Source organism: Flagellimonas aequoris (genome assembly GCF_003584165.1).
GTDB classification, from domain to species: domain Bacteria; phylum Bacteroidota; class Bacteroidia; order Flavobacteriales; family Flavobacteriaceae; genus Flagellimonas; species Flagellimonas aequoris.
Window position 1 is genome coordinate 74,095 of record NZ_QXFJ01000010.1, and the last position, 14,346, is coordinate 88,440.

The window sequence follows — 14,346 nt, forward strand, 5'->3', positions numbered from 1 at the left end:
TTTATCGATGAATACTGCATATCCTGATATCTTCGTAGTCCAAATCTTACCTTAACTTAACTATGGATTACAAGTTACCTATCGGGGCAAAGGGAGCGATCTTCTCCATTTTATTTTCAGTTTTGGGAATATATGCTGTTATGGGCCAATCCCAAAAGGCCAAAGAACAGATCAAGGCAACGTACAATCAAAGTAAAATGGCTTCATTCATTTCTGAATTGGAGGCCGAACATCAAAATACAGCTCAAAAAATTAGCCAATTGAAGGCCTCAAAAGGAATCAGGATTTCCGAAAAGACTGCTGATGGTTCCCCCATTGAGCTGAAAGCTATTGGTTCCGATGGAACCCCATTGTACTATACTACACTGAACGATCCCTCTAGTCAAACGTCAAGGGCCAATGCCCTTTATGAGAAAGGTCTTTTGAATTTGGGACTTACCGGAAACGGTATGGAAGTGGGTGTTTGGGATGCAGGAATTGCCCTGACTACCCATCAAGAATTTGATACACGTGCCAAAAATGCGGATGGTTCCAGTGAAATTAGCCTTCACTCGACTTTGGTTACCGGAAATTTGATTTCATCTGGTGTTGAGGCCAATGCACAAGGGGTGGCGTATGGTGCACAAGCCATGACATACGATTGGACCCGCGATAAAATTGAAGTGGCCGAAGCAGCCGCCAATGGTATGTTGTTGAGCAACCATTCCTACGGAATTCTTTCCGATAGGGTGCCGGATTGGTATTTTGGTGCCTACATTAAGGTTACCCAGGATTGGGACAAGATCATGTACAATGCGCCATACTATTTGATGGTGACCGCAGCAGGGAATGCCCAAAATTCGTACGATAACGCTTCTCCTAATTTTGGTAAGACCGCCGATGGGTTCGATTTATTGCTTGGATTTACTACCACCAAGAACGGATTGACCATCGCAGGTGCAAACACGGAAATCGACAGCAAAGGAAATCTGGTAAAAGCTTCAGTTGCGGGATACAGCAGTTTTGGACCTGTGGATGATGGCCGTGTGAAGCCAGATTTGGCTGGGGATGGTTCCAATATCCTTTCCACCAGTTCTGCCAGTAACAGTAGCTATCAAGTATCTTCAGGTACTTCCATGGCCGCTCCTGGTGTTACAGGATCCCTTTTGTTGTTGCAACAGTACCATGAAGAATTGTTTGGGACCTATATGAAAGCGGCAACCCTTAAGGGTTTGGCCCTTCATACTGCGGATGACGTGGGTGCTAAAGGCCCAGACTACAAAATGGGTTGGGGGGTGATGAACGCCAAAACAGCTGCAGAATTGCTTCAAAATAAAGAATACACCAGCTTGATCCAAGAAGAAAGTCTTGCCAATGGGGAAAGCTTCTCTATCACTGTTGTTGCCAACGGAAACGAACCTTTGATGGCTTCCATTTCTTGGACGGATCCTGAAGGGGAATATGTGAACCGCGGGGATTTGAACAGCACTACGGCCGCACTGATCAATGATCTGGATATCAGGATTACCAAAAATGGGGAAACCCACCTCCCATGGAAATTAAATCCTGCCAAAGCCAATGATGCAGCCACGCAGGGGGACAATAAAGTGGATCCCTATGAAAGAATTGAAATTGATAATGCCTCTGGAACGTATACCATTACCATAACCCACAAGGGGAACTTGAAAAATGGAGCTCAGGATTTTTCCTTGATCGTATCAGGTGCCCAGGTGTCCAAATGTTCCATTGAAACGCCATCCAGTTTGGAATTGGTTTCATCTACTGCTACTGGATCTACCATTTCTTGGAACGAAGCGGAAGAAACCCTTTTTGAAGTGCAATACAAATCCGTGGATACGGATATTTGGACTAGTGAATATGTTTGGGAGAACAGTTTTGAACTGGCCAATCTGGAAATGGGTAAGGTATACGAAGCCCGTGTCCGCTCCATCTGTACCGAAAATGCAGTATCCGAATTTTCGGAGACCATCGAATTTGAATTTAACGGCGAGGAGACGCAAATGATGAGCTATGCTCCCCTCAGCTATCCGCAAGAGTTGAACATTTCCGTGTTCCCCAACCCCGCCGTTGATTATTTGAACGTTGAGGCCGAATTGTCCAAAGATGCCCAATATTCCATCGTGACCACAGCGGGCAATGTAATTAGGAGTGGCAAGACACAGGGGTCTATCAACGTATCATCCCTTTCTTCCGGACTGTATGTTTTGGTCGTACAGGATTATGCCGGTATCAAGAGTACCAAGTTCTACAAAAACTGATCGCTATGGAATCCTTTAAAATCAACCCCTATTTTAATGGGGAAACCCGAAGGTTGGAAAGGCTGGTAAAGCTGATTTTCCTGCCGATTATTCTTTTTTGAGATTTTTTACTTCGCTCAAAATGACATTACAATTGCATTCGAGAAAATTGGTGTAATTCGTGTCAAACCTAAATTAATCACAACCTAGTGCAACCTACCGTCACCCTGAATTCATTTCAGGGTCTCATTACATCATCGTTTCTTCTATTATGGATGATGCAGAACTCGTTTCGCATGACGTTGGCACATCACACTTTTTTGATTTCTTCGTAGGATAAAAGTTCTTCATTGCGCATACGCAAGAACACCTGTGCCGTGGTCACCACATCCAGTTCGCAGTAAGTGATGATTCGATCTAGGTCGTTTTCTTCGTAGAACACATCCTTCACCATACTGCCATCCATGTCTTCTTTGGGCGAAGGAATGCCCAGCACATGGGCCAAAAGTTTGAGCGATGTATAATGCTTGAAATCCCCGAACTTCCACAGTTCCATGGTGTCCAAGTGGGGGACTTCCCAAGGTTTTTTTCCGAATAGATCCAGTTTATAGGGCAAATTGAGCCCATTGATGACCATTCTTCGGGCAATGTAGGGGAAATCGAATTCCTTGCCGTTATGGGCACAGAGCAGGTGTTTGGTCTGGCTGAAATGGTCTTTGAGCAATTGTTTGAACTGCTTCAAGATATGGACTTCCTCCCCGTGAAAGGACGTGACCCGAAAATTACGCTGGTCCCCTTTCATGTTGAAATACCCAACGGAAATACAGACAATTTTCCCGAACTCGGCCCAAATGCCGGCCCGCTCATAAAAATCCTCCGCGGTAATTTCATCCTTGCGTTGGTACTGCGATTTTTGTTCCCAAAGCGTTTGGGAAGTTTCATCCAAATCGGAAAAATGTTGTTTTTGGGGTACGGTCTCAATATCCAAAAAGAGGATATGCTCCAGGTTAAGTTTATAAAGCATGGCAAAAATTTAAAAAAGAGCGGTCTGCTTTGCAGGGCTCTCGTGTTCCAATAACCATTTTTTTCTATGCAGTCCACCTGCATAGCCTGTGAGGTCTCCGTTGGTTCCGATTACGCGATGGCAGGGTACTACGATCCAAAGTGGATTTTTGCCATTGGCTGAGGCTACTGCACGAATGGCTTTTACATCGCCCAATCTTTTGGAAAGGTCTAAATAAGAAATGGTTTTTCCAAAAGGAATTTCAAGTAAGGCATCCCAAACTTTCTTTTGAAAGTCAGTGCCGGAAGGATTCAGTTTGAAGGTAAATTCGGTTCGGTTTCCTTCAAAATATTCTTGTAATTGCCGTACCGCTTCTTCCAATGCGGCTGGAATTGTACCGATAGGTTTTTTATCGTCCAAAACGGTGATAGAAGCTAGTCCGTTTTCATCTCCTTTGAATTCAGCAATTCCGATAGGAGTTTGTAAATAAGCAGTTTCCATTACTCCACTTCACTTTCACCTTCAATAATTCCTAAGCGCTGTGCCCGTTGGTGCCAGTTCTTTCTGGCCAGGGACTGAAGGTCTTCCACGTTGTCGCTTTCATCCATGATCTCCAATCCGAGCAAGGTTTCGATGACATCTTCCATGGTCACCAGTCCACTCACGGAGCCGTACTCGTCCACCACTAAGGAAACATGTTCCCGTTGCTTCACAAACTTGTCAAACAGTTCAGGAATGGGTTTGGTCCGACTGGTCACCAATATTTCCCTTTTCAATTCGGAAAGGGTTTGATCACCTTTATTATTGATGATGGCCTCCATCAACTCATCTTTTAGAAAAAAGCCGGTAATGTTGTCCATCCGATCTTTGTACAAGGGTATTCGGGAAAAGCGAAGCGGTCGGTTGGCGTCAAAAAATTCTTTGATGGTCATGTCCTCGGAGGCAATTTTCATGACCGTTCTGGGGGTCATCACGTCCTTGGCCAGGATCTCATCAAATTTCAATAGGTTTTTGATGACCTTGGATTCCGATTCCTGGAATACCCCTTCTTCGTGTGCAATCTCTGTCATGGCGGTAAAATCCTCCCTGCTCAATACGCTGCCATGTTCTCCTTTGGCCCCTATCAATTTGGTGAACAGTTGCAAAACCCATAAAAGACCGGTCCATTTTAGGAGAAACACCATTATGGTAAGTGTCTTCGATGTAAAGTTTGCCAATTGTTTCCAATAGGTGGCACCAATGGTCTTAGGTATGATTTCTGAGGCCACCAGGATTAATATTGTCATTAGGGTGGACACAATGCCCACCATAAGATCTTCGGTGAGCTTGAAGCCCAAAATGGAGCGTTCCGTGGTCCCGTACATTTCTGCATAAGCAACTTTCGCCTGTACCCCTACCAAAATGGCCCCTACCGTATGTGCCACGGTATTGAGGGTAAGAATGGCAATCAAGGGCTTGTCCACATCCTTTTTAAGGTTTTCCAGAGTGGAAGCATAATCCTTGCCCGCCTGTTTTTTTACATTGATGAAAGTGGGGGTGATGCTCAGCAACACTGCCTCCAATATGGAGCACAAAAAGGAAAAGAAGATGGAAATAAGGGCATAAAATATAAGAAGTCCCATAGGCTAGATCTTGAGTGGCAAGATAGCGAATCGGAACTAATTTTTAAGGTTGCTGGCCATGGCTTTGTAAAAAACATCCATCAAAGCCGTTCGGATGTTCAATCCATAAAGTTCCCTGTGGTCCCGGGAAGGATATACCCTGTTCGACAAAAAGATAAAAGTCACATGCTTTTCAGGGTCGGCCCAAACAAATGTTCCGGTAAAACCAGAGTGCCCGAAACTGGCTGCACTGGCCAAAGGGGAGGGGTAAGCTTCTTCTAGGGGTAATTCGGAATTGTCCAGCAAAGGTTTGTCAAAGCCCAACCCACGTCGGTTTTCGTTATCGGGATATTGTACTGTGGCAAATTCCTTTACCGTTCTCCGGGAGATAAGCTGTTGGCCATCTACACTGCCATAATGTTGATAGAACAACATAAGCTTGGCCAGATCATCGGCCGTGCCGAAAAGTCCCGCATTGCCGGAAACCCCACCGAACAACGAAGCGTTTTCATCATGCACCCAGCCTTTTACCAAGGTTTTTCTATATAGGGTATCGATTTCTGTGGGCACAATGGCGTTTACAAAATGTTTGGTGCTGGGCAGATAGCCCAAGGTATGGCAGCCCAAAGGCTGATAAAAATTCTCATGGAGGTAGGTTTGGTAATCCGTATGGGTAATCTGCTCGATCAACCTTGGGAAAATCAAGAAGGAAAGCCCAGAGTAGTTATACTTTTTTTCTTCGGATACCTTGGAGCGATTGATGATTCGGTCTATTTTCCGTTCAAATCGGTCATTGACGAAAAGGTCATCGTATGCCTGTTTTTGGAATTTTTTGCTGGAAGTTTGATGGATAAACCGCTTTTTGAGTTTCCCGTTCCGCATCACTTTCTGTAAAAAAACGATATAGGGAACGAGCCCTGCTTGGTGCGCTAGAATTTCGCGTAATGTCAAGTCCTTTTTGTCCTTTTGATGTTTCCACGGTTCCCAGTAGGTGCTGAAGGGAACATCCAAATCGAGTTTTCCTTCATCCACGAGTTTCATCAATGCGGGCAAGGGACCGGAAATCTTGGTTACGGAAGCCAGATCGTAAAGGTCGTTCAGTTTTACGGGCTCAATGCTATCATAGGTATGGAATCCGTATGCTTTATGAAAAATGACGGTATCGTTGATGGCGACCAACAATTGTGCGCCCGGAAATGCCAAGCTATCGATGCCCATGTTCATAATGGAATCCACTTTTTGGTTGATATAGGCTTCATCCAAACCTAATTTGGAAGGAAGGGCATGGATAAGTTCACGTTGGGCCACTCCCATGTTCATCATTAAAGCGAAGAACACCAAGGATAGAAAGCTTTTTTTCATTTTTTTGGAGGATTTAACCCAAAGTACGGATAAAATCCTTGGCGAAATAACTGGCAATAATGTTGGCACCCGCTCGTTTGATGGCGGTCAATTGTTCCAACATGACGGCATCGTGGTCCAGCCAACCTTTTTCTGCCGCTGCTTTAACCATGGCGTATTCCCCGGAAACTTGGTATACGGCCACGGGGACATCCACCTCGTTTCTGATTTCACGAACGATGTCCAAATAGCACAATCCAGGTTTTACCATCACGATATCGGCACCTTCGTCGATGTCCAATTGCGTCTCACGAATGGCTTCATACCGATTGGAATAATCTATCTGATACGTCTTTTTGTCCTTGGGCACATTGGCGATGTCCACAGGGGCAGAATCCAAGGCATCCCGAAACGGACCATAAAAGGCACTGGCGTATTTAGCAGAATAGGCCATAATACCGGTATTGATGAAACCTTCATCTTCTAAGGCTTCGCGAATGGTCAGGATTCGCCCGTCCATCATATCACTGGGTGCCACAAAATCGGCTCCCGCTTGGGCATGGGATACGCACATTTCTGCCAATACCTCGGCAGTTTCATCATTTAAGATCTGTCCCTCGGCTACAATGCCGTCGTGACCATAAGAAGAAAAGGGGTCTAGGGCCACATCCGTCATCACCAACATTTGCGGGCAGGCATTTTTGACTGTTTTTATGGCACGTTGCATGAGACCATTGGGGTTGAGTGCCTCGGTTCCTTTGTTGTCTTTCAGCTTGTCATCCACCTTTACAAAGAGCAAAACGGAACATAATCCCATTTTCCACAATTCCTTTACTTCGTTTTCCAATTGGTCCAAGCTCAAACGGAAATAATTGGGCATGGATGGGATTTCTTCCTTGATGCCTTTGCCTTCGGTCACAAAAAGAGGGACCAAAAAATCGTCTGGGGTTACTACTGTCTCGCGAACCAACCTTCGGATGGATTCGGAGGCACGAAGTCTTCGATTGCGTATTAATGGATACATATGCTGTTATATTTCAATTTCACCAAATAAATATGGAGCGGCTTTCCCAGAGATTTTGACCCTCTCGCCCAAATACTCGCAAACCAGATCTCCTTGTCGTTTCGAAAGTTGTTTGGCCGTCATTTTGGTCTTTTGTAATACTTCTGACCAATATGGGGTAAGGGAAGTATGTGCAGACCCGGTTACAGGATCTTCAGGTATGCCACAGGCTGGGGCAAAAAAGCGGGAAACAAAATCAACCTCGCTACCAGGAGCGGTTACAATGACCCCTCGAACATCCAACTGACTTAATAGATGATGGTTAGGCTGTATGGATTCAACTTCTTGTTGATTGTTGTAGATCAACATGTAATCCGTTTTGCCCTTGAATGTTTTTATGGGTTTAGCACCGATAGCCTCGTCTAGTTCCTGCAAATTTTGTATGCCCACTAAGTGGTCGGTAGGAAAATCCAAGGTCAACCATCCATTGGCTGCTTTTTCAACGGTAAGTTCCCCACTTCTTGGAGAATAAAAACGAATGGTATTTTCTTTTAATTCATAATAGTGAAAAAGCACATAAGCAGTTGCTATAGTGGCGTGGCCGCAAAGGTCTACTTCCACTTCGGGCGTAAACCAACGGAGTTCGTAGATTCCGTCCTTTTTTACTGCGAAAGCGGTTTCGGCCAGATTGTTCTCTTGGGCAATCTTCTGCATGAGCTCAGCTTCCAACCATTTTTCCAAAATACAGACGGCCGCCGGGTTGCCTCCAAACGTTTTACTGGTAAAGGCGTCAATTTGATAGATTTTTTGTCTCATAGGCCTAGTTTCAGAACAAAGCTACGTATTAAACCCAATCTTTCGGGCTCTGGAGAACCCCAATCAGTTTTTCTTCTTCACTTCCTTTTTCTGGATGATGGTCATATCGCCATTGCACATGGGGAGGTAGGCTCATCAAAATACTTTCGATGCGGCCATTGGTACGAAGTCCGAAAAGGGTTCCTTTGTCATGTACCAAGTTGAACTCTACGTAACGGCCTCGGCGTATTTCCTGCCAATCCCTTTGTTCTAGGGTAAAGGGAAGTTCCTTTCGTTTTTCAACGATGGGGACATAGGCATCCAAAAAACTATCGCCCACCTCGGTCACAAAATTGTACCAATCTTCCATTTGCATGGTTTCGGTTGCTTTGCAATAGTCAAAAAACAGCCCGCCTACACCTCTGGCCTCGTTACGATGTGTATTCCAAAAATAGTCGTCACATTTCTTTTTGTAGTTGGGATAAAATTCCGTATTGTGGGCATCGCAGGCTTTTTTGCAAACCTGGTGAAAATGTGCTGCATCTTCCTCAAAAAGATAATAGGGGGTAAGGTCCTGTCCGCCACCAAACCATTGATCCACTATATTCCCTTGTTTGTCATACATTTCAAAATAGCGCCAATTGGCGTGTACCGTTGGGACTATGGGACTTTTTGGGTGGATGACCAAACTGAGGCCACAGGCAAAAAAATCCGCTTCTTCTACTCCAAAATAGGTTTGCATGCTTTTGGGCAATGCTCCAAAAACCTTAGAAATGTTCACACCCCCTTTTTCAAAAACGCCCCCATTTTCTATCACACGGGTTCTACCGCCACCACCTTCGGGGCGTTCCCAAAAATCTTGCTGAAACTTGGCATCGCCATCCACTTCTTCTAATTTGGAAGTGATGGTGTCCTGCAGTTTTTGGATATAATCGTAAAATTTATCTTTCATGATTCTAAAATATGTACCAACTGGTTTTTTAATACCGATAAATTGGTATTGTCCTCAATTTTAGTTGATTGTAATGACATTTTTTGAAGAATGGAAATGATTTCCTCTTCGGATTTCCCAGGATTTTCTTTAAAAATGAACCTTCCCGCTGCATTGTTGTGCAAATCCATCGCCTTAGCCAAAGGTATATTCGGAAAAGCTTCTTCATGCCAGTCGGTAACCTTTTTTGTCCAATCCAAAACTTTAATTTCATTCTTTGCCCAACGAAAACAACGCTGTGCAATCATGCAATTCCATAGGGCATGTCTGAACGCATTGGCCGGACCATTTTTATGATGCAACTTTCCATAATGGGCCGTGGAAACCCTCATACAATCTTTGGTGGCTTTTAAGGTTGGGAAGATGAACAATGGCCTACTTAACCCTAACAAAATACCTTTCAGTATATGTTTAAAACTAACGCGTTTTAATACTGAAAATGGGTTCACTCCTGATATTCTTTTACAGCATCAACAAAGGCTTTCGCATTTTCCAACGGTATGTTTGGCAAAATGCCATGACCTAAATTCGCCACATATTTATCCTTGCCAAATTCACGGATCATTTGATGGACCATACTTTTGATCTTATCTGGTGGCGACAACAATCTTGCAGGATCAAAATTACCCTGGAGTGTTACCTTGCCGCCTGTCAAATATCTGGCATTCCGTGGTGAACAAGTCCAATCCACACCCACCGCCGAAGCTCCGGATACTGCCATTTCTTTTAGGGCAAACCAACAACCTTTACCAAAAACAATCACAGGGGATTCATCTTTAAGGGCATCAACGATCTGTTGGATATAAGGCCATGAAAACTCCTGATAATCCTGTGGGGAAAGCATCCCTCCCCAGGAATCGAATACTTGAACGGCATTGACTCCGGCCTTAACCTTGGCCTTCAAATAGGCAATGGTGGTATCGGTGATTTTTTGGAGCAGTTGATGAGCCAATTCCGGTTGGGTAAAACAGAACCCACGGGCCTTGTCAAAACTTTTGCTTCCTTGACCTTCCACACAATAGCATAATATGGTCCAAGGTGAACCTGCAAATCCAATCAATGGAATCTCATTGTTCAGTTTTTCCTTGGTCATGGTGATGGCATCCAACACATAGCCCAAAGTATCTTCAATATTGGGAACAATGACCTTGTCCAAATCTTCCTTGTTTCGAATGGGATTGGGGAGATAAGGCCCAAAATTAGGTTTCATCTCCACCTCAATGTCCATAGCCTGGGGGATTACCAAAATGTCGCTGAACAGAATAGCGGCATCCATGCCATATCTTCGGATAGGTTGTACCGTAATTTCCGATGCCAACTCCGGGGTCTGGCAACGGGTGAAAAAATCGTATTTTTTACGGAGTTCCATAAATTCCGGCAGGTAGCGGCCTGCTTGGCGCATCATCCATACCGGTGGGCGATCCACCGTTTCTCCTTTCAATGCCCTTAGGAACAAATCGTTTTTAATCATGTTTTAAATAGTTTATAGCCTGCACCAATACATTCTCCACAGTTGGTTTGTTGGCAATTATGATATGTTCAGTATATTTTTTGGCTTCCTTGGCGGTAGTTTCTCCAATACAGAACAAGGTGCTGTTTGCAATGTTGTTTTCCAAAAGATAGCTTCGGATACCACTGGGGCTAAAAAACAAGATACCGTCAAAATTGCGGTGAAATGCCTTCGGTACCAGTTGGGTTCTATATACTTCCACTTCTTTATACTGAACGTTATTTTTTTTCAATGCCTCGGGAAGGTCTTCTCTTCGTTGATTACCTGAAAGGAAAACAAATGTCTTTTCGGCGTGGTTCTCCAAAATCTTTTCTGCCAATGATGAAGCATTTTCGGAAATTTCCACCACTTCAATGCTCTCCTCTGTTAAAAAGGAGGTTGTTTTTTCCCCAACACAGTAGGCCCTAATATTTGATATATCATGACCTTCGGCCTGTTTTAAAAAAGCCTTCACGGCATTTTTGCTGGTGAAAATGTAGTTTTGAAAGTCCAACGGAATTTCAACATCCAACAATTCAATTTGGAGGGCATCGTATTCCACGAGTCCCAAGCCGGAATTTAGGAAAAGTTCTTTTTGTGGTGGGGCGAGTATTTTAGTGGAGAGCACTGTTTTCATTTCTGATTTCCTGCATCAATTTGTCCCCACCTTTGGCCAAGACTTCCTTGGCACACACTTCTCCAAAGCCCTTGGCTTCGGATAATTTTATTTCTTTTTTAATTTCGATTTTCTGTTTTCCATCCAAAGAGAACACAACGCCTTCAAAAAATACCTTTTGGTCTTTAATCTGCGCCAACGCACCGATTGGTGCAGTGCATCCTCCTTCCAACATCCGCAAAAAGTCACGTTCTATTTTAGTGGCGAGATCTGTATTGGAATCGTTCAACTTGGCAAGGGCTTCCCTTGAATATTTGTCATTTTCCATGGCAACCACCAACATGGCACCCTGGGCTGGTGCGGGGATCATCCAATCCAATTGAATGGCGTCTTTGGGCAGCAATTTGATACGTTCCAGACCCGCTTGGGCAAAAATGGCCCCTTGCCAATCGTTCTCGATCAATTTGATCAATCGTGTGTTCACATTGCCCCGTAGGTCGACCACTTGGTGGTTTGGGTATCTATTCAACCATTGTGCTTTTCTTCGCAAACTGCCCGTGGCAATGGTGACAGGAGTATCCGACTCCAAAAAAGACGAGCCTTTATGCACCAAAATGTCATGGGTAATGGCTCGCTCCAATACAGCGGCCTGAACAATTCCCTTCGGAAGTTGCGTAGGAACGTCTTTCATGGAATGTACGGCGATATCGATTTGCCCTTGCAACATGGCAACATCCAGAGCCTTGGTGAAAATTCCAGTAACCCCAAGTTCGTACAAAGGCTTGTCCAGCACTTGATCACCCATGGATTTTGTGGGCACCAACGTGGTATCATAACCCAATTTTTCGAGTTTTTCCTGCACAGTAGTGGCTTGCCACAGTGCCAGTTCGCTGTCGCGGGTACCGATTCTTATGATCTTGCTCATTTGGAATCGATTTCTAACTGAAAGACTTTTTGAATCAGTTCCAAGCTATCCTCGGTATCCACCTCCGAACTTTTTAAATGGTTGGCAAATTGCTTGGTAATTTTTTGGATGATCCGCTCCGAGATCATTTCAGCCTGATCTTGGTTAAAATCGTTGATCTTTTTGGAATGAAAGTCGATTTCCTCGGCCTTCATGGTATTGAGTTTTTCCTTGAGCGCATTGATGACCGGGGCAAATTTTCTGGTTTCTAGCCATTTCAGAAAGTCTTTCTTTACTTTTTCAATAATGGCCTCCGCCTTGGGTACATATTCCTTTCGTTTGGCCAAGGTATCATCAGTAATTTGGGAAAGCTGGTCCAGATGCACCAAAGAAACGTTCTCCAGTTCCTGTACATCGTCCGAAACATTTTTGGGAACGGAAAGATCTAAGATCAACAACGGTTTTTTAGGATAGATCAGTGCTTTGGACACGGTGGGCAATTGTGCTCCCGTGGCCACAACCAAGATGTCCGCCTTTCGGATTTCGGTCTGAAGGTCGCCATAATCCTTAACCGTCAAATGAAATTTTCCAGCAATGTCCTCAGCCTTTTCCCGCGTACGGTTGATTAGGGTAATATGGGAATTGTTGGAGTGCTTGATCAGATTCTCGCAGGTATTCCTTCCAATTTTGCCTGTTCCGAACAAAAGGATGTTCTTTTCGGAAATATCGGGAACGTTGTCCAAAATATACTTTACAGAGGCAAATGCCACCGATGTAGCTCCTGAAGAAAGCTCAGTTTCCGTTTTGATGCGTTTACTCGCCTGAATCACAGAATTGCACAAACGCTCCAAGAATGGGTTGGCCATATCTTGCTTTTTGGCACGGTAAAAACCTTGTTTTATTTGGCTGATGATTTCAAAGTCACCTAAAATCTGGCTATCGAGACCCGTGCCCACTTTGAACATATGGGAAATGGCATCATGGTTTTTGTAGACATAGGCCACTTCCTGGAATTCTTCCACGGTTCCTTGGGTCTGGTCACAAAGCAGTTTGATGAGTTGGTAAGGGTGTTGGGCAAAACCGTACAGTTCTGTCCGGTTGCAGGTAGATATAGCCAAAAGGCCATCAATCTCCATTTCTTTTGCCTTGGCCAGGATTTGGTCAATAGCAGGAACATCCAGACTGAACTTTCCTCTCACCTCTGCATCTGCCTTCTTGTAACTCAACCCGACGGCGTAGAAGGAATTATGTTTTGAAATATGGTAGTTCCTCATAAAGGATAAAATCGCAACACAAAATTAACAGTGTTGTTCGTCATAAAATAACGCTAGCGGAACTATACAGAGTTTGTGGACATATTCAAGGTTTAAATTTTACTTAAAATCTGCTAATGCATTGATTTTATTGATAAATTTGATAAAATGTAATCTAATTTAGAGTCGTTCTAAATTAAAGGTTTTGAAAATCGATACAAAGAATCCATATGAAAAATATCGCTGAAGGTTCCTATGATGAAATTTTCGTGGAAGATGGGATTTTTATCCTTAAAATCCAGAACGATACCAAAGAACCAAAGGTTATTACGAGGGACATTGACAGTTCCTACATCCAGTTCCATTTTTGCTTGAAGGGCCGTTCACGGTTCAATTTTAATGAAGGGAGCTACTATTTGGAAGTGAACGAGGAAAACTCCCTGTTACTGTACAATACCCAAAAGGACCTTCCACTGGATCTGGTGGTTTCGCCTAATTCGTGGTTATTATCGGTGGTGATGACGATTAGGAAATTCCACTCATTGTTTTCCGATGAGGCAGATTATATTCCTTTTTTGAGCGAGGATAACAAGGAAAAAAAATATTATTCCCAAGAAATGGTGTCACCGGCCATTGCTGTGGTCTTGAGCCAACTGATGAACTACAACCTTCACCCATCCATCAAAAAATTGTATTTAAAGGGAAAGGTGTTCGAGTTGATTTCCCTCTATTTCAACAAAACAGAGGATGCCGATTTGGAGCAATGTCCCTATCTGGCCGATGAGGACAATGTACGCCGCATTAAAATGGCCAAGGAAATCATCATTTCACGTATGGCTGAACCACCTACTCTGGCCGAACTTTCAGAAGAAGTAGGACTTGGTCTAAAAAGATTGAAGGAAGGGTTCAAACAGATTTATGGAGATTCCGTTTATGGCTTTTTGTTTGATTATAAGATGGAATATGCCCGCAAAATGTTGGAATCCGGTAAGCACAACGTGAACGAAGTAGGCCTGAAAGTGGGATATAGTACCGCCAGCCATTTTATTGCCTCGTTCAAAAAGAAGTTCGGAACCACGCCTAAAAAATATGTAACTTCAAACGTGTAAAAAA

The 14,346-nt window shown here is 43.9% G+C and carries 14 protein-coding genes; 2 read left to right on the plus strand and 12 right to left on the minus strand.

Annotated elements, in window-relative coordinates; genetic code table 11:
- Positions 1-62 precede the first annotated feature (62 nt).
- The gene (locus D2U88_RS04430; RefSeq protein WP_119639098.1) at positions 63-2,258 is read left to right on the plus strand and encodes a S8 family serine peptidase; all 2,196 of its coding nucleotides are present in this window, start codon (positions 63-65) and stop codon (positions 2,256-2,258) included.
- A gap of 289 nt (positions 2,259-2,547) precedes the next feature.
- Here D2U88_RS04430 and D2U88_RS04435 read toward each other — a convergent pair whose 3' ends face one another.
- The 12 genes from D2U88_RS04435 to hemA are packed head-to-tail and all read right to left on the minus strand — an operon-like array spanning position 2,548 to position 13,254.
- Positions 2,548-3,261, minus strand: a complete 714-nt coding sequence (locus D2U88_RS04435; protein WP_119639099.1) for a 3'-5' exonuclease — start codon at positions 3,259-3,261, stop codon at positions 2,548-2,550.
- Positions 3,262-3,270: 9 nt separating this feature from the next.
- On the minus strand, positions 3,271-3,741 hold the full coding sequence (locus D2U88_RS04440; RefSeq protein WP_119639100.1) for a methylated-DNA--[protein]-cysteine S-methyltransferase: 471 nt from the start codon (positions 3,739-3,741) through the stop codon (positions 3,271-3,273).
- A complete protein-coding gene (locus D2U88_RS04445) occupies positions 3,741-4,862 on the minus strand; it encodes a CNNM domain-containing protein (protein WP_119639101.1) in 1,122 nt (373 codons plus the stop codon). The genes D2U88_RS04440 and D2U88_RS04445 overlap by 1 nt, the downstream gene beginning before the upstream one ends.
- A 36-nt stretch (positions 4,863-4,898) precedes the next feature.
- Positions 4,899-6,203 (minus strand): serine hydrolase domain-containing protein, encoded by a 1,305-nt coding sequence (locus D2U88_RS04450; protein ID WP_119639102.1) that lies wholly within the window; start codon positions 6,201-6,203, stop codon positions 4,899-4,901.
- 13 nt (positions 6,204-6,216) lie between these two features.
- Complete coding sequence (gene hemB / locus D2U88_RS04455) at positions 6,217-7,206, minus strand: porphobilinogen synthase (RefSeq protein WP_119639103.1); 990 nt, start codon at positions 7,204-7,206, stop codon at positions 6,217-6,219.
- A gap of 6 nt (positions 7,207-7,212) precedes the next feature.
- Positions 7,213-8,001: a PhzF family phenazine biosynthesis protein gene (locus D2U88_RS04460; protein WP_119639104.1), complete on the minus strand. Its 789-nt coding sequence runs from the start codon at positions 7,999-8,001 to the stop codon at positions 7,213-7,215.
- A gap of 28 nt (positions 8,002-8,029) precedes the next feature.
- Positions 8,030-8,932, minus strand: coding sequence for an oxygen-dependent coproporphyrinogen oxidase (gene hemF / locus D2U88_RS04465; protein ID WP_119639105.1), 903 nt, complete (start codon positions 8,930-8,932; stop codon positions 8,030-8,032).
- Complete coding sequence (locus tag D2U88_RS04470) at positions 8,929-9,420, minus strand: DUF6973 domain-containing protein (protein WP_417935270.1); 492 nt, start codon at positions 9,418-9,420, stop codon at positions 8,929-8,931. The genes hemF and D2U88_RS04470 overlap by 4 nt, the downstream gene beginning before the upstream one ends.
- Positions 9,417-10,442 (minus strand): uroporphyrinogen decarboxylase, encoded by a 1,026-nt coding sequence (gene hemE / locus D2U88_RS04475; RefSeq protein WP_119639107.1) that lies wholly within the window; start codon positions 10,440-10,442, stop codon positions 9,417-9,419. Before hemE ends, D2U88_RS04470 begins: the two co-directional genes overlap by 4 nt.
- Positions 10,435-11,097, minus strand: a complete 663-nt coding sequence (locus D2U88_RS04480) for a uroporphyrinogen-III synthase (RefSeq protein ID WP_119639108.1) — start codon at positions 11,095-11,097, stop codon at positions 10,435-10,437. The genes hemE and D2U88_RS04480 overlap by 8 nt, the downstream gene beginning before the upstream one ends.
- Positions 11,075-12,001, minus strand: coding sequence for a hydroxymethylbilane synthase (gene hemC / locus D2U88_RS04485; RefSeq protein ID WP_119639109.1), 927 nt, complete (start codon positions 11,999-12,001; stop codon positions 11,075-11,077). The genes D2U88_RS04480 and hemC overlap by 23 nt, the downstream gene beginning before the upstream one ends.
- A complete protein-coding gene (gene hemA, locus D2U88_RS04490; RefSeq protein WP_119639110.1) occupies positions 11,998-13,254 on the minus strand; it encodes a glutamyl-tRNA reductase in 1,257 nt (418 codons plus the stop codon). The genes hemC and hemA overlap by 4 nt, the downstream gene beginning before the upstream one ends.
- 209 nt (positions 13,255-13,463) lie before the next feature.
- Here hemA and D2U88_RS04495 point away from each other — a divergent pair, with 209 nt between their 5' ends.
- Positions 13,464-14,342, plus strand: coding sequence for a helix-turn-helix domain-containing protein (locus D2U88_RS04495; RefSeq protein ID WP_119639111.1), 879 nt, complete (start codon positions 13,464-13,466; stop codon positions 14,340-14,342).
- Positions 14,343-14,346 lie beyond the last annotated feature (4 nt).